The organism is Microbacterium sp. EG9 (genome assembly GCF_059759475.1).
Genome location: NZ_CM186217.1, coordinates 1,625,491 through 1,642,356, shown reverse-complemented (window position 1 = coordinate 1,642,356; position 16,866 = coordinate 1,625,491). Strand labels below are relative to the sequence as shown.

Annotated in this window: 14 protein-coding genes and 1 tRNA gene; 8 read left to right on the top strand and 7 right to left on the bottom strand. The window is 71.1% G+C overall.

Features of this window, described 5'->3' with window-relative positions; translation table 11 throughout:
- Position 1 precedes the first annotated feature (1 nt).
- Genes crtI through idi form a run of 4 tightly spaced genes read right to left on the bottom strand, consistent with a single transcriptional unit; the run spans position 2 to position 4,066 of the window.
- A complete protein-coding gene (gene crtI / locus AC6CQV_RS07775; RefSeq protein ID WP_498259156.1) occupies positions 2-1,591 on the bottom strand; it encodes a phytoene desaturase family protein in 1,590 nt (529 codons plus the stop codon).
- A complete protein-coding gene (locus AC6CQV_RS07770; protein WP_498259155.1) occupies positions 1,588-2,457 on the bottom strand; it encodes a phytoene/squalene synthase family protein in 870 nt (289 codons plus the stop codon). The genes crtI and AC6CQV_RS07770 overlap by 4 nt, the downstream gene beginning before the upstream one ends.
- Positions 2,454-3,521, bottom strand: coding sequence for a polyprenyl synthetase family protein (locus AC6CQV_RS07765; protein WP_498259154.1), 1,068 nt, complete (start codon positions 3,519-3,521; stop codon positions 2,454-2,456). Before AC6CQV_RS07765 ends, AC6CQV_RS07770 begins: the two co-directional genes overlap by 4 nt.
- A complete protein-coding gene (idi, locus tag AC6CQV_RS07760) occupies positions 3,518-4,066 on the bottom strand; it encodes an isopentenyl-diphosphate Delta-isomerase (protein ID WP_492492442.1) in 549 nt (182 codons plus the stop codon). The genes AC6CQV_RS07765 and idi overlap by 4 nt, the downstream gene beginning before the upstream one ends.
- A gap of 73 nt (positions 4,067-4,139) precedes the next feature.
- On the opposite strand from idi, the gene AC6CQV_RS07755 reads away from it, so the two are divergent.
- The 3 genes from AC6CQV_RS07755 (at position 4,140) to AC6CQV_RS07745 (ending at position 7,156) form a co-directional block, all read left to right on the top strand.
- Positions 4,140-4,607 carry a MarR family winged helix-turn-helix transcriptional regulator gene (locus AC6CQV_RS07755; RefSeq protein WP_060960203.1) on the top strand — a complete coding sequence of 156 codons (468 nt, stop codon included), beginning with the start codon at positions 4,140-4,142 and terminating at the stop codon, positions 4,605-4,607.
- A gap of 318 nt (positions 4,608-4,925) precedes the next feature.
- A complete protein-coding gene (locus AC6CQV_RS07750; protein WP_498259153.1) occupies positions 4,926-6,257 on the top strand; it encodes a ParB/Srx family N-terminal domain-containing protein in 1,332 nt (443 codons plus the stop codon).
- 77 nt (positions 6,258-6,334) lie between these two features.
- Positions 6,335-7,156, top strand: a complete 822-nt coding sequence (locus AC6CQV_RS07745; protein WP_498259152.1) for a DNA adenine methylase — start codon at positions 6,335-6,337, stop codon at positions 7,154-7,156.
- 413 nt (positions 7,157-7,569) lie between these two features.
- Here AC6CQV_RS07745 and AC6CQV_RS07740 read toward each other — a convergent pair.
- A tRNA-Met gene (locus tag AC6CQV_RS07740) sits at positions 7,570-7,643 on the bottom strand.
- A 171-nt stretch (positions 7,644-7,814) separates the two neighbouring features.
- Here AC6CQV_RS07740 and AC6CQV_RS07735 point away from each other — a divergent pair.
- On the top strand, positions 7,815-8,618 hold the full coding sequence (locus AC6CQV_RS07735) for a carbon-nitrogen hydrolase family protein (protein WP_498259151.1): 804 nt from the start codon (positions 7,815-7,817) through the stop codon (positions 8,616-8,618).
- A gap of 58 nt (positions 8,619-8,676) precedes the next feature.
- On the opposite strand, the gene AC6CQV_RS07730 is transcribed toward AC6CQV_RS07735, so the two are convergent.
- Positions 8,677-9,897, bottom strand: coding sequence for an aminotransferase class I/II-fold pyridoxal phosphate-dependent enzyme (locus AC6CQV_RS07730; RefSeq protein WP_498259150.1), 1,221 nt, complete (start codon positions 9,895-9,897; stop codon positions 8,677-8,679).
- Positions 9,898-9,997: 100 nt separating this feature from the next.
- Between AC6CQV_RS07730 and AC6CQV_RS07725 the strand changes: the two genes are divergently transcribed.
- From AC6CQV_RS07725 to AC6CQV_RS07715, 3 genes are read left to right on the top strand one after another with little or no spacing between them, the layout of a single operon-like run.
- Complete coding sequence (locus tag AC6CQV_RS07725) at positions 9,998-11,578, top strand: S1C family serine protease (protein WP_498260678.1); 1,581 nt, start codon at positions 9,998-10,000, stop codon at positions 11,576-11,578.
- Positions 11,579-11,621: 43 nt separating this feature from the next.
- Positions 11,622-12,878, top strand: coding sequence for a CDP-glycerol glycerophosphotransferase family protein (locus tag AC6CQV_RS07720; protein ID WP_498260677.1), 1,257 nt, complete (start codon positions 11,622-11,624; stop codon positions 12,876-12,878).
- Positions 12,875-14,359, top strand: coding sequence for a CDP-glycerol glycerophosphotransferase family protein (locus AC6CQV_RS07715; protein WP_498260676.1), 1,485 nt, complete (start codon positions 12,875-12,877; stop codon positions 14,357-14,359). Before AC6CQV_RS07720 ends, AC6CQV_RS07715 begins: the two co-directional genes overlap by 4 nt.
- A 79-nt stretch (positions 14,360-14,438) precedes the next feature.
- Here the strand turns inward: AC6CQV_RS07715 and AC6CQV_RS07710 are convergent, their stop codons facing one another.
- Positions 14,439-15,530 (bottom strand): glycosyltransferase family 2 protein, encoded by a 1,092-nt coding sequence (locus AC6CQV_RS07710; protein WP_498260675.1) that lies wholly within the window; start codon positions 15,528-15,530, stop codon positions 14,439-14,441.
- 55 nt (positions 15,531-15,585) lie between these two features.
- Between AC6CQV_RS07710 and AC6CQV_RS07705 the strand changes: the two genes are divergently transcribed.
- A complete protein-coding gene (locus AC6CQV_RS07705; RefSeq protein ID WP_498260674.1) occupies positions 15,586-16,860 on the top strand; it encodes a CDP-glycerol glycerophosphotransferase family protein in 1,275 nt (424 codons plus the stop codon).
- The last annotated feature ends 6 nt before the right edge of the window (positions 16,861-16,866 follow it).

The window sequence follows — 16,866 nt, the reverse complement described above, 5'->3', positions numbered from 1 at the left end:
GTCAGCGGTCGTCCTCAGGGGCGCGGCGTCGCGCGCCGACTCCCGAGGGCTCGGGCAGGCGTGCGGCACCGCGATCGCCGCGCAGCCGCTTGACGACGAGCTCGGCCGAGATGAGGCACATCGGCAGCCCGATGCCCGGGAGCACCGACGTGCCGGCGTAGAACAGGCCGCGCACCTTGCGCGAGGCGTTGCGCGGACGGAAGACCGCGCTCTGGCGGAGGGTGTGCGCGAGCCCCAGGGCGCCTCCGCGCCAGGCGCCCAGGTCGGCCTCGAAGTCGGCGGGCGCGATGGTGCGTCGCACCCGGATGCGCGCGGCGAGGTCGGGGATGCCGGTCCACGCCGCGATCTGGGCGATCACCCGGTCGGCCGCCTGCTCGATCGCCGGCGCGCCGGCCCCGTCCACGCCGCCACGGCCGAGCGAGGGGTCGGCAGGCATGGGGACGAGCACGAAGAGGTTCTCGGTGCCCGGCGGCGCGACGGTCGGATCCGTCGCGGAGGGGCGGCAGATGTACAGGGAGGCGGGGTCGGGGATGCGGGGGTCGGCGCCGAACACGTCGCCGAAGTTCTTCTCCCAGTCGCGGGCGAACAACAGCGTGTGGTGCGCGAGCTGCGGCAGCTCCCCGTCGACACCGAGCAGGAGCAGCAGCGCCCCGGGCCCCGGGTTGCGCCGGCGCCACCACCGCGGCGGGTAGGACTGGAGCGACGGCGGGAGCATGGTCGTCTCGGTCTCGTGGAGATCGGCGGAGGAGACGACGATGTCGGCCTCTCGTACGGTGCCGTCGGAGAGGCGGATGCCGATCGCACGGGCATCCTGGGTGAGGATCTCGGCGACGGGCGAGGAGGTGTGCAGCACCGCGCCCTGTGCACGGGCGACCCGCGCGACCGCGGCGATGACCTCGGTGAAGCCGCCCTGCGGATACAGCACCCCGTCGTCGAGATCGAGGTGGCTCATCAGGTGGTACAGGCTGGGCGCGTCGAACGGCGACGAGCCGAGGAACACGGCCGGGTAGCCGAGGATCTGACGCAGCACCGGATCGCGGAAACGACGGGCGACATGGTCGTCGAGCGACCGTGTCAGCAGCGGCGCCAGTCGTGGCAGTTGACCGGCGACGGCAGGATCGCGCAGTCCCTTCGTGGAGGCGTACGTGTCGTAGAGGAATCGCGACACGGCGAGGTCATAGGCGTCGGCGGCCGAGTCGAGGTACGCGTCGAGGCGGGCTCCCGCGCCGGGTTCCCGGCTCTCGAAGAGCTCCCGCGCCGCCGCGCGCCCCGAGACGACGTCGACGGCGGCGCTGGCGGCACCGGTATCCGGCTCGGGGTACACCCGGTAGGCCGGCGTCAGCGGCACCAGGTCGAGCTCGGCGGCGGCGCTCGTGCCGCACAGACGGAAGAAGTGGTCGAAGACCTCCGGCATGAGGTACCAGCTGGGGCCGGTGTCGAAGCGGAAGCCGTCGCGCTCCCAGGAGCCGGCCCGCCCGCCCAGCGCGTCCCCGGCCTCGTGCAGCTCCACCTGCCACCCGTCGCGGGCGAGGAGGGCGGCGGTCGCGAGGCCGGAGATCCCGCCACCGATGACGAGGGCCGTGCGGGTCATGGAGTGCTCCGTTTCGGGGGGCGGCCGGCGAGCGCCCGGGCCGCGATGGTGGCCTTGACCGGTGTGGGGACGGACACACGGGCCGTGTCGTCGTCCTCGCGCAAGCGGTGCGCGAGCTCGGCGAACAGGCCGTGGGCGGTCGTCACGGCCCGCCGGCAGTCGGCGGGCAGGTCGGCGATCGCGGCGGCCGCGGCATCCAGGTCGGCGTCGATGCGGTCGAGGACGGCCGTGCGATCGCGGCGTCCGTCCTGCAGTCCGAGATAGTCCCGTCCCAGTCGGTTCTCGTCGTCGGTGCGGTCGCGGAGGAAGTTGACGTCCTGGAAGGCGGCGCCCAGGCGCCGGGCGCCGTCGACGAGGCCGGGGTCGGGAGCGAGCGGTGTCGCCCGCCCGGCGTTGACGAACACCTGCAGGCACATGAGGCCGACGACCTCGGCCGAGCCGTAGACGTACTCGTCGTGCGAGGCGTCGTCGTGCCGCGTGCGCGTGAGATCCGTCCGCATCGAGGCGAAGAACGGTCGCACCAGGTCGTGTCCGATGCCGCACTCCCGTGCGGCGAGGGCGAATGCGTGGACGATCAGGTTGGTGCTGAACCCCCGGGCGACGGCCGCGAGCGTCTCGGCCTCCAGCTCGTCGAGCAGGAGCCGCTGGGTCGGCGCCGGAAGGCCGGTCTGCTCGGCGGCGCCGTCGACCACCTCGTCGGCGACGCGCACGAGCGCGTAGATGCTGCGCACGTGGGTGCGCACGCGGGGGCCGAGCAGGCGGCAGGCGAGTGCGAACGACGTGGAGTACGCGGCGATGACCGTGGCCGCCGCCTCCTGCGCGCAGCGGTCGTACAGGGAGCCGCCGGCCGCGGGGGCACCGCTCACGGGATGCGCCCTTCGATCGCGTTCGCGACCTCCGCCAGCAGCGTCACCGCGGCCGGGGGCAGCGCCGGGGAGGCCGAGCGGCTCCGCGCTCGGCGCAGCCGGTCGTCGATGAGGGCGACCAGGTGGTCGCGTGCCCCGCTGGCCTCGAGCTCGCGCTGGGCGCGCCGCACGGCGATCGGCCCGGTGTGCGCGACGGCCAGCGCGGAGCTGACCCGGGGCCAGGCCGCCGTGTCGCGGGCGAGGGCGATGAGGGGCGTGCGCTTCGCCTCGCGGAGGTCGGCGCCCGGATCGCGCCCGGCCTGGCTGCGGGACCCGAACGTGCCGATGAGGTCGTCGACGAGCTGGAACGCGAGACCCAGGTCGGCTGCGGCCAGCGACAGCCGGGAGCGGGCTTCGGCCGGTGCTCCCGCCATGATGGCTCCGGCGAGCAGCGGCGCCTCGAAGGAGTAGGCGGCGGTCTTGTCGTGCGCCGCCCCGAGAAGGGCATCGGTGTCGGGGTAGTCGGCGCGCGCGGCGTGCTCGACATCGGCGAGCTCGCCGGAGGCCGAGACGAGGATCGCGTCGTCGATGATCTCCAGCAGGGCGTGCCGTGTGGTCTCGTCGACGTCGCAGCAGGCGACGAGGCGGGCGGCCTCGAACAGCAGCAGGTCGCCGGCGAGCACGGCGGCGGCATCGCCCACGATGGCGGCCTGCTCGGGCCCGGCACCGAACGCCTGGGCTCGGGTCCGGAAGCGTCCGGCGACGTTGGGGATGCCGCGGCGCTCGAGATCGCGATCGATGAGGTCGTCGTGCACGACGAAAGCCGTGTGCAGCAGCTCGAGCGCGGCCGCGACGTCCCACAGGGCCGTGGTGTCGTCGTCGCGACCTCCGCCGAAGGCGCGGTAGGAGGCGACGACGAGAGCCGGGCGCAGCCGCTTGCCGTCGGCGGCGGCCGCGGCGGTCGCGGCGGTGAGGGCCTTCGCCCCCTCTCCGAGCGGAGCGGCGCGGCGTTGCAGCCGGCTCAGGGCGCGCTCGATCGCGGCGTCGACGCTGATGCGCGCGTCATCGTCGAGCAACGCGATCACGACGCGCTCCGCACCGTCGCGGGCTCGAAGACGCCGAGCTGCTCGGCCTGCAGGACGAGCCAGGGGCTGAACGCCCAGGGGGTGGCACGCAACGACACGGCGAGCTCGGCCGGATCGACCCAGCGCGCTTCGGCCACCTCGCGCGGGTTGAGCCGCGGCTCGTCGTCGACGAGTGCCGTGTACACCGGGCAGATCTCGTGCTCCACGATGCCGCTCGCGTCGACCGCGCGGTAGCGGAACAGGGGGAGGGCGAGCCGCACGTCGCGCAGGGTCAGACCCAGTTCGTGCTCGGCGCGGCGGTGCACGGCATCCATCACCGGCTCCGCGGGACGCGGGTGCCCGCAGAAGGAGTTGCTCCACACGCCGGGCCAGGTCAGCTTGTCGAGGGCGCGGCGGGTCACGAGCGTCTCGCCGCGGGAGTTGTAGACGTGGCAGGAGAAGGCGAGGTGCAGAGCCGTGTCGGTGCCGTGCACGCTGGCCTTCGGCGCCGTGCCGATCTCGTCCCCGTTGTCGTCGAGCAGGACCACGTATTCTGTCGGGGACACGATCTTCTCCTTATTGCTAGTTTAGCTAGCGATTTTAAGGGATACTACCTTTCGAGTGAGGGGGGTGTCCAGCGTGACAGACCGGTGGATCCCGACGACGCAGCGCGACGAACTCGTCCGCGACGCGTTGGTCGCCGTGCGCTCCTTCAGCGATTCTATGGATCGGCTGCACGGGGTGCTGCGTTCCGACATGGACATGAACGGGTCCGATCTCGCGGCCCTGCGCATGCTCATCGTGCGCGAGCAGCGCGGCGAATGGGTCTCGCCCCACGAGATCGCGAAGCACCTCGCGATCTCCACGGCATCCACGACGAAGCTGCTCGACCGGCTGAGCGAGCGGGGGCACATCGAGCGGCGTCCCCACCCCGCCGATCGACGGGCGCGCATCGTCGTGCTCACCGAGCGCGCGCGCAGCGAGTTCTCCCGCCACCTCGGGCAGCGCATGGCGAAGATGCGCGACGTCATGGACGGCTACAGCGACGAGGAGCTCCGTGCGATCGCGCGTTTCCTCGAGGACATGGACGACGCGCTCGTCGAGTGAACGGCCGCGTGACACACGCGATATTGGTTGCGGGGACAGGATTTGAACCTGCGACCTCTGGGTTGTGTACCCAGCCCAGCCCAGCCCAGCATTGCGACGGCGCAGGTCGGGCGCATCCGCGAGGCCCACGCCAGCTGCACCACGGTGAGCGTCCTGGCCGAGGACAAGAAGGGCAGCCGCCGACGATCTACCGCGCCTTGGCTGAGACGCGCTGGATTTGAGGGTCCCCGGCTACGGCGGGGGTAGCCGGTAGGGTCTCGCTAAGGTGGACCACGCACTTGGGGGACGAACGCCATGCCACGACTCAGCCCGATTCCGGTGAGTGACCTGCTCCTGGATCAGAAGAACGCCCGCCTGGGTGAGGAACAGTCGAGCCAGCAGGCCACGATCTACGCCCTCGCGCAGCAGCAGGGCAAGAGACTCGTGAAACTCGCTGAGAGCATCGTGGAACGTGGCCTCGACATCGCCCAGCCGTTTACTGTCGTGGCCACGGGCGACAAGAAGCGCGGGTACGTCGTACTGGAGGGCAACCGCCGAACCCTCGCCTTGAAGGCGCTGGAGACGCCGACCATCGTGCAGTCCGCACTAACCCCCGGCGACTTCAAGAAGCTCAACGCCCTCTCCCTCCGGTTCGCCGACAACCGCATCGAAGAGGTGCAGTGCGCTCTGTACGAGCCGAACGAGGAAGATCAGGCAATCGCCTTCGTCATCAGCCGTCACGGCGGCGCTCAGGAAGGCGCTGGTCTTGTCGAGTGGGACTCCGACGAGAAGGACCGGTTCCTCGCTCGCCATGGTGCAACCGCTCGACGTTCCTACTCCGGCCAGGTGCTGGAGTTCATCGACGAGGTGGACGGGCCGAGCACGTCGAAGACACGGATCACCACGACCCTCCAGAGGCTCCTGAAGTCGTCGAAGATTCGCGACAAACTCGGCCTGGACGTTGTGGACGGCGAACTCGTCTCGCGCTACCCCAAGGCCGAGGTCGCGAAGGGTCTCCGGAAGATCGTCGACGATCTCCGTTCTCAGCGGAAGCGGGTACCCGACCTCTACGACGACGACCAGCGTCAGGCCTACATCGCAGAGTTCACCGCCGACGAGTTGCCCGATCCCAGCACCAAGCTCGATGGACCGGCCCGCCTCTCTGACCTGCCGAAGGGGCAGACGACTCCCGTCGCGCCCAAGCCCAAGTCGAAGAAGACGACTAAGACCAAGGCGCCGCGCACGTCCGTGGCCGCGAGTGACGCGAAGATCAATCCAACCCCGTCGCGACTGAATAACATCTACAACGAGCTGGTCACGCTGAACGCGGATCAGTACGGCAACGCGGGCTCCGTGTTGTTCCGCGTCTTCGTCGAACTCTCCGTGGACGACTACATCATCAGGCACTCGCTCATGACGGAGATCGACCGGCGCAACCAGCCGCTGGCCAAGCGGATGAAGAAGGCAAACGACCATCTCCTCGCCTCGTCGGCTATCGCGAAACAACTCCACACCGTGGTCGAACAGGTTGCGAACAGCACGCACGGCCTGGCGGCTGGGCTGAGTACGCTGAACCAGTACGTCCACAACAGCTACTCCTTCCCCAAACCGAGCGAACTCCGACTCTCCTGGGACGAGTTGCAGCCCTTCTTGGAAGCGATCTGGAAGTGACCCAGCTATCCCGCTACCCCTCCCCCCTCCGATACCCGGGCGGGAAGGGCAAGCTGACGAACTTCGTCAAGCTGCTGATGATCGAGAACGATCTCGTCGGCCACGACTACGTCGAGCCCTACGCAGGCGGGGCCTCCGTCGCGCTCTCCCTCCTCTACGAGGGGTACGCCGACCGCGCGTTCATCAATGACCTCAACCCTGGCATTCACGCCTTCTGGTCAAGCGCCCTGACCCAGACAGACGCGCTGTGCGCGTTGATCGAGAAGACGCCCGTCACCATGGATGTCTGGCACGAGCAACGGGAGATCATCAACTCCCCCGAAGCGCAGGGCCTCGAACTCGGCTTCGCCACCTTCTTCCTAAACCGGACGAACCGATCAGGCATCATCGGCGGCGGTGTCATCGGAGGCCTCGACCAGACCGGTCCTTGGAAGATCGACGCCCGCTACAACAAAGACGGGCTTATCGAGCGCATTCGGAAGCTTGGTCGACACCGTGGCCGCGTCGCGCTGAGCAACGACGATGCGGTCGACTACGTGGCTGCCTGGAACGATTCCGCCGCCGATCCCGCGTTCCTGTACTTGGACCCGCCCTACTTCGAGAAGGGTGAAGGGCTCTACGACAACTTTTACGACGCCGCGGATCACGCCCAGATCGCGGAGTCGGTGTCGGCCCTCGCCCACCCCTGGATCGTCTCCTACGACGCGCGTCCGGAGATCACGGCCCTGTACCCCGACGCAACAACCATCCGATACGGCCTCACCTATTCGGCGTCCACCAAGCGGTCAAAGGGTGCCGAAATCATGTTCTTCTCGGACGGGCTGGCCGTTCCCGAGCCGATGCCCGGCGACGTGACGACCAAGCAGGTGGACATGGCCAAGCGCCTTCTGTTGGCCTGATACCTGGACTAACTACGGGGAGCGCCGTGATTGCCATCTGAGCGCCGCATTCGGCCTATCTCGACCCCACAATGTCTGCGCCGTCGATCTCAGCGGCGAGCGCGGCGCACAGCGTGGCCGGCTCAGGCGATTCGCACTAGCCCGCGCACGTCGCTGCGACCGCGGCGAGCAAGTCCACGTCGGCCCCAGCGAGCACGCGCAGTACGACAAGAACCGGTCCCGTCGCTCGGGTGAGCAAGTTCCGCGTGATTGTCGCCGTCAACGCGACATCCAGTGCCGTGGGTGGGCTCACGCGATGGAACTCGAACCCCTGACCTTCTGATCTGTAGTCAGAACCGTAGTCAGATAGCCAAAACGATCAGAAGCCGCTCCCGGATTTATCCGAGAACGGCTTCTGATCTGTGTTTCTTCAGTTGCGGGGACAGGATTTGAACCTGCGACCTCTGGGTTATGAGCCCAGCGAGCTACCGAGCTGCTCCACCCCGCGGCACAAGGAATAGCCTAACACGGGTTCGGAGTGCCGGTGTACACGGGGCGCTCCTCGCCACGCGAACCGGGCGTTGCCGAAGGTCCATGCCGCGGGGGAGGATGGGGTCGTGACCTCACCCTCCCGTTCGTGCCCCGCTGCATGCCCGGCGGCGCCGGAGGGGAGTCGGGTATGAGAGCGGATGCCGTGGGCGTCGCGGTGGCGCAGTTCGCCCCCACCGCCGACAAGGCCGACAACCTGCGCGTGATCGATGAGCTCGCCGCCGCCGCCTCCGCGCGGGGCGCGGCGGTCGTGGCGTTCCCGGAGTACGCGAGCTACTTCGTCGATCCGTTCGATGCGTCGCTCGCCGAAAACGCGGAGTCGCTCGACGGGCCCTTCGTGACCGAGCTCACGGCGATCGCCGCACGACACGGCCTCGTCGTCACAGCCGGCCTGGTCGAACGGGGCGACGCCGGGCGTGTGCGCAACGCGGTCGTGGCCGTCGATGCCGGCGGCATCCTCGCCGTCTCCCACAAGCTGCACCTGTACGACGCGTTCGGCCAGCGGGAGTCGGACTGGGTCGAACCGGGGGCCATCGGCGCGCCGGAGACCTTCGAGGTGGGCGGGCTGACCGTGGCGCTGATGACCTGCTACGACCTGCGCTTCCCCGAAGTGGCGCGTGTGCTCGCCGATGCGGGCGCCCACGTGGTGCTCGTGGCGGCCGAGTGGGTGCGAGGGCCCCTCAAGGAGCACCACTGGCGGACGCTCCTGCACGCGCGGGCGATCGAGAACACGCTGTACGTCGCGGGTGCCGACCACCCGCCGCCGCTGGGGGTGGGTGCATCGGTGGTCGTGGATCCGCAGGGCGTGGAGATCGCGGGCGTCGGAACCGCGAGCGACGTGGCGGTCGGTTTCGCCGACGTCGGCACGATCGAGCGCATCCGGCGGGTCAATCCGGCGCTCGCGCTGCGGCGCTTCGACGTCGCACCGCGCTGACACGACGCTGACACGGCGCCGTGCACGAGGAGCACGAGAGGGCTTCGACCGCCCGCGCTCAGCGGCGCGGTGACGGCTCCATCGCCGCGAGCCGGGCGCTCGCCTCCTCGATGACCTCCGTGCGCTTGCAGGCGGCGAAGCGGACGAGGGTGGCATAGTCGGCCCGGTGCGACGCGCTCGCGAAGGCCGTGAGCGGGATGGCCACGACCCCGGCGCGCGCGGGCAGCTCGTGGCAGAACTGCGCCGCATCGGTGCCGGGACTCAGCAGCGGTGCTGCGTCGGCGACGGTGAAGTAGGAGCCGGCCGGTTCGGACACCGTGAAGCCGGCGGCATCCAGCCCCGCCGCGAGCAGGTCGCGCTTGGTGCGCAGCGTCGATGCGATGCCGGTGAAGAAGTCGTCCGGGAGGGCGAGGCCGGCGGCGATCGCGTGCTGGAAGGGTGTGCCGTTCACATACGTGAGGAACTGCTTGACCGCGAGGACGGCGTCGATCAGCGCCGCGGGCCCCGACACCCATCCGACCTTCCACCCCGTGGTGGAGAAGGTCTTGCCCGCCGACGAGATCGTGAGCGTGCGTTCCGCGGCGCCGGGCAGCGTCGCGATCGGCTCGTGCCGGGCGTCGAACACGAGATGCTCGTAGACCTCGTCGGTGACGATGACGGCGTCGTGACGTTCGGCAAGGCGCACGATCTCCGCGCGGACCTCCGGCGCGAAGACCGCCCCGGTGGGATTGTGGGGGTCGTTGACGAGGATGATCCGGGTGCGGTCGGTGACGGCGGCTGCGAGCCGGTCGAGATCCGGCTGGAACCGCGGCCACGCCAGCGGCACCGTCACCAGCCGGGCGCCGGCCAGGGCGACGCACGCCGCGTAGGAGTCGTAGTAGGGCTCGAAGACGACGACCTCGTCGTCGGGGGAGTCGATGAGGGCGAGCAGAGCGGCCGCCAGTGCCTCGGTCGCCCCGGCCGTCACGAGGATCTCGCGGTCGGGATCGAGCTCTCGTCCGTAGAAACGCCGTTGATGCGCCGCGATCGCGGTGAGCAGCGCCGGCACGCCGCGACCGGGGGCGTATTGGTTGAACCCGGCCGCGATCGCGTCGCGCGCCGCGTCGAGGACGGCACGAGGACCGTCCTCGTCGGGAAAGCCCTGCCCGAGGTTGATGGCGCCGGTGCGTGCGGCGAGGCCGCTCATCTCGGCGAAGATCGTCGGCGCCGCGACACCGTCCGACGACAGCAGTCCCGCGCCCTGTGCGGTACGGCGCCACGCGCCCGGAATCTCTCGCATCGCGCTCAGGCTACATGCATAGGCTCAGCGGGGTGCGGACATAAGCAACACACAGAATCGCGCGACATCCTGATCAGGACTTGGGAAGAAGGAAGCACCAATGAGCGAGAACACCCCCTCGAACACCGACCCGCAGGACGCCGCCGCGCAGGGCTACGACGCCGCCGCGCAGGGCTCCGAGACGCCCGCCGTCGCCGAGACCCCCGCCGCCGCGGAGACCCCGGCCGCCCCCGAGACCGTCGCGAACACCGGGGACGCGCCGCAGCGCCCGCCGCTGCCGGAGCAGCCCGCGAACCAGGCGGCACAGGCGCCGGCCGTCGCGCCCACCGGCTACTCCTCGAACGCGCCGTACACTGCGCCGACCGTCCCGTCGTCGGCGCAGCCGTCGCCGTACGGGGCGCCCGCCTACACGGGCGCGGCCTTCGGTGCGCAGCCGACCATGCCGTACGGCGCGACGGCGACCGCCGAGCCGGCGGCACCCGCCGCGCGCATCGGTGCCGGCAAGATCGTCGGCATCATGGTCGCCGCCGCCCTCGTGGGCGGAGCGGCCGGAATCGGCGGCGCCGCTGCCGGCGCGTCGCTGTTCCCGCAGTCGCAGACGGTCATCAGCGGCGCGCCCGCGGCCGTCACGGTCAACAACACCTCGTCGGTGAACCAGACGACCGCCATCGCGGCCAAGGTGGTCCCGAGCGTCGTGACGATCTCGGCGACGTCGGGCTCGTCGGGCGGAACCGGCTCGGGTGTGGTGCTGACCGCCGACGGCTACGTCGTGACGAACACCCACGTCGTCACCCTCGACGGCCAGACCGCCGACGCCACGCTCTCGGTGACCACCTCCGATGGAAAGGTCTACGCCGCGACGATCGTCGGGACCGACCCCACGTACGATCTCGCGGTGATCAAGCTGACCGATGCATCCGGCCTGACCCCGATCGATTTCGGCGACTCGTCGAACCTCAACGTCGGCGACCAGACGGTCGCGGTCGGCGCGCCGCTGGGTCTGTCCAACACCGTGACCACGGGTATCGTGAGCGCGCTGAACCGCTCGATCCAGATCGCCTCGTCGGCGGCTCCGGAGGGCGACACGCAGGAGCAGACGCCGCAGCAGGGCGAGAACGGCTCGCCGTTCCAGTTCGACTTCGGCCAGGGTCAGCAGACCACGGCGACGAGCTCGATCTCGATCGCGGTGATCCAGACGGATGCCGCGATCAACCCCGGCAACTCCGGCGGTGCCCTGGTCGACGGTGAGGGCAAGCTCATCGGCATCAACGTCGCCATCGCGTCGGCGGGAGGCTCCAGCTCGAGCGGCCAGTCGGGCTCGATCGGCGTCGGCTTCTCGATCCCGTCCAACATCGTCAAGCGCGTGACCGACGAGCTGATCAAGGATGGCAAGGCCACGCACGGTCTGCTCGGCGCCGGTGTCCGCGACGCGGCCACGCAGGAGGGCGCGACCACCGCGGGTGCCTACATCGCGGAGGTCACCTCGGGCGGTGCGGCGGCGAACGCCGGGCTGCAGAAGGGTGACGTGGTGACGTCGTTCAACGGGTTCCCGATCACCGACGCGACCGACCTCACCGCGCAGGTGCGCGCGCTCGCGGCGGGTTCGAAGGCCACGATCGTGTACGAGCGCAACGGCAAGACGGCCTCCGCCGAGGTCACGCTCGGGGAGCTGCAGCCGTAGCACGCCCTCAGGCTCGGACGCCACCCCGCGATAGGCTCGCGGGGTGGCGTCCTTCTCGTTCGGCGTCGGCAATGCCCGCAAGCTCCTGCGCGTGCCGATGTACGTCGGCGGGCGCCTCGCGACCCTGCTGATCCCGCGCTCGCGCGACCGGTGGGTCTTCGGGTGCGCGTGGGGCGTCGGCGACGGCGCATGGGCGCTCTGGCAGCACGCGCGCGGCGAGGGCGTGCGCGCGGTCTGGCTGACCGGTTCCGCCCGCGACGACCTGCAGGCGCAGGCACGCGGCATCCCGTGGACGCGCAAAGGGTCGCTGCGCGGGTTCTGGGTGACGGCGCGCGCCGGGGTCATCGTGATCACCCACGGCTTCGGCGATGTCAACCGCTACGCCGCGACCGGCGGCGTGATCGTGCAGCTGTGGCACGGCATCCCGTTGAAGCGTCTGGGACTGGACGCACCCGTGACGATGCAGGTGACCGCCCGCCGTCTCCCGGCGCGCGTCCAGCGGATCCTCACACGGGTGGTGACCGCGGCGTACCGCCGCACGCAGTCGCGCATCCGCGTGCTGCCGGCCGCCTCCCAGCTCGTGCGGGGCCGCCTCGAGTCCGCCTTCGGGCTCCCCTCGACGCGTGTGCCCGTGACGGGGGAGCCGCGCACCGATGTGCTCTTCGCCGGCGACGCCGACGAGCGGCGTGCGCGCGCCCGCACCGCCGTCGCGGAGGCGACCGGTGCGCTCGGGACGGCGAGGCTGATCCTCTACGCGCCGACCTGGCGCGACGGCGCCCCCGATCCCGCCGTTCCGACGCCCGCCGAGGCGGATCGCCTTCGCGCCCTGCTCACCGAGTCGGACGCCGTGCTCCTGATCCGGTCGCACCCGCACGGCGCCGGCGCCTACGCGCGTCACGCCGGGGAGCGCATCCGTCTTCTCGGAGCCGACCTCGTCGCCGAGGTCACGCCTCTGCTGCCGGCGATCGACGTGCTGATCACGGACTACTCGTCCATCGTCTTCGACGCGGCGCTCGTCCCCGTGCCCGCGGTCTTCCTCACCCCGGACCTCGCCGCCTACGCCCGGACGCGCGGCTTCTACGGCACCTTCCGCGACGTGGCGGAGGAGGCCCCCGCCACGACCTGGGACGAGGCGATCGCCCAGACGCGCGCGGTCCTCACCGATCCCGCCGAGCACGCGCGGCGTGTGGCGGCGGCCCGCGCGCTGAGCGCGCGCGTGCACGACGTCGCCGACGGTGGCGGCAGCGCCCGCGTGTTCCGGGCGATTCAGGCGGCGCTCGCCGCGGAGAGGCGATCATGACGATCACCGCGTCGATCCGCCACGCCGAGGCGGGCCCCGAGCTCGTCCTGCAGGGTGAGGGGAAGCTGCCCGACGCCGCCGTGCTCGCCGGTCGGCGGGCGCGGGTGGACGGGAGTCCCGCCGCCGACGGCACCGGGGGGTGGACCGCGGCGCTGCCCCTGCGTTCGGCGCGCGGCGGCGAGCGCGAGCTGCCGCTGCCGACCGGCGACTACCGCCTTCGCCTCGACGGCGCCGACGCCGGCGAGGTGGCCGCGGCATCCATCGCGGACACCATGACCTCGACGATGCGTGTCGCCCTCCGCGACGGGACGCTCACGGTGCGTCCGCCGATCGACGCCGCGTACGACTCGGCCGAAGCGCAGGCCGCTCTCGAGCGCCGATATGCGACGCGCCCGGGGGGCGAGCTGGAGAACGCCGTCTTCTTCGAGAGCTTCTACGGGCGCATCGCCGGGTGCAATCCGCGGGCGATCGACCGTGAGCTCGCGCGTGCGGCTCCCGGGGTGATCCGCTACTGGAGCGTCGTCGACCTCTCGGTGGCGGTGCCCGACGGCGCGGTGGCCGTGGTCGAGGGCAGCCCGCAGTGGTGGCGCGCGCGAGCGTCGGCGCGTCTGCTCGTGGTCAACGACTGGCTGCGGCGACGCTATGTGCGCCGTCCCGGCCAACGCGTGCTGCAGACCTGGCACGGCACGCCCCTCAAGCGCCTCGCCCTGCACCGACCGGGCTTCGACCTGCGGCGGATGCTCGCGGTGGTGCGCGAGAGTCGCCGCTGGGACGTGCTGCTCGCCCAGAACGAGTACGGCGCGCGTACGCTGCGCGCGGCCTACGCGTTCCTGCGTCGTCCGATCTGGGTGGAGGGGTATCCCCGCAACGACGAGCTGTCGGCAGGCACCGGGAGCAGGCAGCAGGAGATCCGGTCGCTGCTCGGCATCGGCGCCGCGGAGCACGTGCTCCTCTACGCACCCACGTGGCGAGACGACCGCGAACAGATCGTCGACTTCCTGGACCTGCCGGCGTTCGCCGAAGCCACCGGTTCGGTGGTGCTGGTTCGCGGTCATTCGCGGACGCTGCTGCCGGGGGTGGACCTCACCGTCGATGCGCCCGGGCCGCGGGTCATCGACGTCACGGGCCACTCCGACACGTCCGAGCTGCTGATGATCGCCGATGCGCTCATCACGGACTACTCGTCCGTGATGTTCGATTTCACCGCCACCGGCAAGCCGATCTTCTTCTTCACCCCCGACCTCGAGCATTACCGCGGGCGGCTGCGCGGCTTCTACTTCGATCTCGCGGCGCACGCGCCCGGGCCTCTGGCGACGACCCAGGAGGAGCTGACGCGCCTGGTCGCCGATGAGACGGTGCCGGAGCGGTTCGCGGGCCGGTATGCGACCTGGCGCGCCCGCGTCAACGCCCGCGACGACGGACGTGCGGCCGAACGGGTCGTCGCCCGGATCCTCGACCAGAGGTTCGTCGACCGGGACTGATCGGGCCGGCGCGTGCCGCGGGGTCGGGTCGCGTGAGGGCAGCGGCGTTCCGGGGCAGCGGCGTAGCGGTTCAGCGGTGTCAGGGCAGCGGCGTGTTGCGATCCAGACGCGACGTGTCGATGTTCTCGCGCGCCCCGCGAGCGGCACCGATGAGGAAGCCGACGCCCCACGCGACGTGCATGGTCGGCAGCACCACCAGCCCCCAGAGCCGCTCCCGGATGCCGGGACCCGCGGCCGGGCTCAGCGCCCAGCCGAGCACCACCAACGCGTACGCCGCGAGCGGCGCATACACGACGGAGGCCGCGAGCGCCGGGATGCCGGTGAGGACGCCCGTCGCCTGGAGGACGCCGACGATGAGGGCGGCGACGGTGGTGAGCACCAGGGCGGGCGGCGCGAAGAAGCGCAGCGAGTTGCGGCGACCGTATCGGCGCACGAGCTCGCCGCGCCAGGTTCCCGTCGAGCGGAACTGCCGCGCCAGTCGCGTCCAACGCTCGCGCGGCCAGTACGTGACGGCCAGCTCGGGATCGAACCACACGCGGTAGCCGGCGCGTCGGATGCGCAGATTGAGCTCCCAGTCCTCACCGCGGCGGATGGTCTCGTCGAACAGCCCGACCTCGTCGAGCACGTCGCGCCGGATCACGCCGAGATAGGCCGACTCGGCCGGACCCGCACGGCCGCCCGAATGGTAGGCGCCGCCGCCGAGGCCCACACGGGCGTTGTACGCGCGGGCGACGGCACGCTGGAAGCCGGTGCGGCCGTCCGCGCGCATGACTCCGCCGACGTTGGCCGCACGGACCCGGGCCAGGGTGTCCAGCGCGCGCTGCGCGTATCCGGGTTCGAGCTCCGAGTGCGCGTCCACGCGCACGATCGTCGGGTAGCGCGCCGCTCGGATGGCGAGGTTCAGGCCCACCGGGATGTCGGCGGCCGGGTTGCGGATGAGGCGTACCCGCGGGTCGCGCGCCGCCAGCTCCGCGGCGATCGCGTCGGTCGCGTCGGTGGACGGCCCGAGAGCGAGGATGACCTCGCTGGGGCCGGCCGTCTCCTGGGCGAGCGCGCTCTCGACGGCGCGGGTCAGATACGCCTGCTCGTTGAGCACGGGCATCACGAAGCTGACCCCGGCATCCGGGGACGGCACCCGCGCGTCCCGGGAGCGTGCCGCGACGGAGTGCATCCGACGATCATCCCATGCCGGGGGCGCACCGGCGCGGCCGCCGTAGGCTGGAGGGATGGGAATCGTCTCCGAGGCACGCCGCGCCCGCTCGCTGCTGCGGCGCGTGGCCAACGGACGGTCGGCACTGCGGGAGGTGCGCCGCGAACAGGCTGCGCGGCCCCCGGCACCGCCGGCCCACTTCCGCATCGCGGTGTACTTCGCCGACGGCGACGTGAACATGTACCAGATCCGTCAGTGGTATCGGCCGCTGGCCGCCCTCGCCGGGCGGTGGCCGGTCGTGGTGCTCAGCCGGCACGCGACAGGTGCGCGGGCGCTCCTGGCCGACGACGCCCTGCCCGTCGCGTTCGTCCCGAAGGTGCGCGACCTCGAGCACTACATCGCGCAGCAGGACATCCGGGTGGTCCTCTACGTCAACCAGAACACGCGGAACTTCCAGATGTTCCGGTACGGCCGCCGCTGGCACGTGTTCATCAACCACGGCGAGTCCGACAAGATGTACATGACCACGAACCAGTTCAAGGCGTACGACTACGCCCTCGTCGCGGGGGAGGCGGCGCGCGATCGCCTCTCGCGGACGCTGTGGGACTACGACGTCGATCGGCGCACGATCGCCGTGGGCCGGCCCCAGACCGATCACTACGTGGGCGAGCCGCCGTATGAGCCCGACGAGCGCACGGTGGTGCTCTACGCGCCGACCTGGGAGGGCGATCGTCCGGCGGCCCGTTACGGCTCTCTCCGCAGTCACGGGGAAGCCCTCGTTACGGCGCTGCTGTCGTCGCCCCGGTACCGTCTCATCTACCGTCCCCACCCCCGCTCGGGCGTCGTCGACCCGGAGTACGGCGCGGCGAACGCGCGCATCGTGGCCGCCATCACGGCTGCGAACGCGTCCGATCCGACGGCCCGGCACGTCGTCGACGCCGGGGGAGAGCTGGGCTGGCAGCTCCTCGCCGCCGACATCGCCGTCGTCGACATCTCCGCGATGGTCTACGACCGTCTCGCGACGAGCAAGCCCCTGCTGATCACTCGGCCGGTCGATCCCGCCGCCGACGTCGATACGAACGGGTATCTGTCGGATGCCGAGTGGCTGGATGCCGCCGGTGCGGCCGACGTCGACGACCGCATCACGCGGGTGCTCGACGACCCCGACGCGGCCGCGCGTCTCGCGCAGTGGGTGCAGCGGTACTTCGGCGACACGGCGCCGGGTGCGGCATCCGCGCGGTTCGAGGCCGCCATCGCCGAGCTCATGCGACGGTGGGAGACGTGGGATGCCGCGACGCGCGCGGACGCGACCCCCGCGGCGTCCGGGCCGTCGGCCGCCGTGGAGGGCTGAGCGCGC

Bases quoted from the DNA above. Each gene is read 5' to 3' on its own strand.
- crtI (WP_498259156.1), bottom strand. From the start codon at position 1,591: ATGACCCGCACGGCCCTCGTCATCGGTGGCGGGATCTCCGGCCTCGCG.
- AC6CQV_RS07745 (WP_498259152.1), top strand. From the start codon at position 6,335: ATGATCGAGAACGATCTCGTCGGCCACGACTACGTCGAGCCCTACGCA.
- AC6CQV_RS07735 (WP_498259151.1), top strand. From the start codon at position 7,815: ATGAGAGCGGATGCCGTGGGCGTCGCGGTGGCGCAGTTCGCCCCCACC.
- AC6CQV_RS07730 (WP_498259150.1), bottom strand. From the start codon at position 9,897: ATGCGAGAGATTCCGGGCGCGTGGCGCCGTACCGCACAGGGCGCGGGA.
- AC6CQV_RS07725 (WP_498260678.1), top strand. From the start codon at position 9,998: ATGAGCGAGAACACCCCCTCGAACACCGACCCGCAGGACGCCGCCGCG.
- AC6CQV_RS07715 (WP_498260676.1), top strand. From the start codon at position 12,875: ATGACGATCACCGCGTCGATCCGCCACGCCGAGGCGGGCCCCGAGCTC.
- AC6CQV_RS07710 (WP_498260675.1), bottom strand. From the start codon at position 15,530: ATGCACTCCGTCGCGGCACGCTCCCGGGACGCGCGGGTGCCGTCCCCG.
- AC6CQV_RS07705 (WP_498260674.1), top strand. From the start codon at position 15,586: ATGGGAATCGTCTCCGAGGCACGCCGCGCCCGCTCGCTGCTGCGGCGC.